Source organism: Escherichia sp. AM3 (genome assembly GCF_032029835.1).
Classification (GTDB): domain Bacteria; phylum Pseudomonadota; class Gammaproteobacteria; order Enterobacterales; family Enterobacteriaceae; genus Escherichia; species Escherichia coli.
Window position 1 is genome coordinate 1 of sequence record NZ_JAVUPQ010000308.1, and the last position, 1,309, is coordinate 1,309.

Sequence of the window (1,309 nt, forward strand, 5' to 3'; positions counted from 1 at the left end):
ACCAGGGCTGCAATTTCTGTGGCTGGCAGGTGGAGGAGCGCGGAGAGCTCGTTGATGTGCTGTGGGGGGAACTGGAATGGTCTTCCCCGACAGATGATGATGAGCTGCCGGAAGTCACCGGACCTGCGTGGATAATCGACAATGTGGCGCATTATGGCGGATGAAGTATGACGGAGACGGGCGGGCAACCGCCCGTTTCTTTTCCGACAAAGGATGTCGCCGTGCTCCTCTTTTTACTGCGCCGGCTGACGCGGCGCGGCATAAACGCTGCCTGTGGTCAGTGTCCCGCGTCCGGCCGGGCACGGGACGGGCGCTTTTACCGCTCCCGGCTGGCGTCGGTGACAGTGTACGCCAGCCCGTCGCCCTTTTCTGACGAACGCCCTTCAAGCCGCTTTCGCGGCATAGCCTTGCCGTCAAAAAGACGACGGCTGCGGTATTCCACGGTCGGCCTGACCCGTTACCGGACGCGGTGAACAGCCCACAGGCAGCGGGGAACGGGCACCACAGGGGTGCCCTCCCGGTGCCCTCTGTAAGAGAAGGAGTTTGGTATGTCCCGTTTTGTCCTCGGTAACTGCATCGATGTTATGGCCCGTATCCCTGATAACGCCATTGATTTCATCCTCACCGACCCGCCGTACCTCGTCGGTTTTCGTGACCGTCAGGGGCGTACCATTGCCGGCGATAAAACCGATGAATGGCTGCAACCGGCCTGTAATGAGATGTACCGCGTACTCAAAAAAGACGCGTTAATGGTGAGCTTCTATGGCTGGAATCGCGTCGATCGTTTTATGTCTGCCTGGAAAAATGCGGGATTCAGCGTTGTTGGTCACCTGGTCTTCACCAAAAACTACACATCGAAGGCCGCATATGTGGGCTATCGCCACGAATGTGCCTACATCCTGGCAAAAGGCCGTCCACGTCTGCCACAAAACCCGCTGCCGGACGTGCTGGGCTGGAAATATTCGGGCAATCGTCATCACCCGACGGAAAAGCCCGTCACCAGCCTGCAACCGCTGATTGAGAGCTTCACACACCCGAACGCAATTGTGCTGGACCCGTTTGCAGGCAGCGGCTCAACCTGCGTCGCCGCCCTCCAGTCCGGACGCCGGTATATCGGTATCGAGCTGCTTGAGCAGTATCACCGTGCCGGGCAGCAACGCCTTGCCGCCGTGCAACGGGCCATGCAGCAGGGGGCCGCGAATGATGACTGGTTTATGCCGGAGGCTGCGTAAATGAACTCTGCCGGACACGAAAAACTGCGCGCCGAAGTGGCGGAGGTGGCCAATGCCATGTGCGACCTGCGTACAAC

General features: G+C 59.4%; 3 protein-coding genes and 2 pseudogenes. 4 read left to right on the forward strand and 1 reads right to left on the reverse strand.

Annotated elements, in window-relative coordinates:
- Nucleotides 1-164: pseudogene (locus tag RTW80_RS25345) on the forward strand (hypothetical protein); the annotation flags it as partial.
- Here RTW80_RS25345 and RTW80_RS25350 read toward each other — a convergent pair.
- Nucleotides 115-345, reverse strand: coding sequence for an arginase (locus RTW80_RS25350; RefSeq protein WP_306234079.1), 231 nt, complete (start codon nt 343-345; stop codon nt 115-117). The pseudogene RTW80_RS25345 and the gene RTW80_RS25350 sit on opposite strands and share 50 nt — an antisense overlap.
- Between RTW80_RS25350 and RTW80_RS25355 the strand changes: the two genes are divergently transcribed.
- The 3 genes and pseudogenes from RTW80_RS25355 to RTW80_RS25365 form a co-directional block, all read left to right on the forward strand.
- On the forward strand, nt 261-473 hold the full coding sequence (locus RTW80_RS25355; protein ID WP_077793698.1) for a hypothetical protein: 213 nt from the start codon (nt 261-263) through the stop codon (nt 471-473). The two genes, RTW80_RS25350 and RTW80_RS25355, sit on opposite strands and share 85 nt — an antisense overlap.
- A 75-nt stretch (nt 474-548) precedes the next feature.
- Nucleotides 549-1,232 (forward strand): DNA methylase, encoded by a 684-nt coding sequence (locus RTW80_RS25360; protein ID WP_000086135.1) that lies wholly within the window; start codon nt 549-551, stop codon nt 1,230-1,232.
- Nucleotides 1,233-1,309 (forward strand): annotated as a pseudogene (locus tag RTW80_RS25365) (hypothetical protein); the annotation flags it as partial.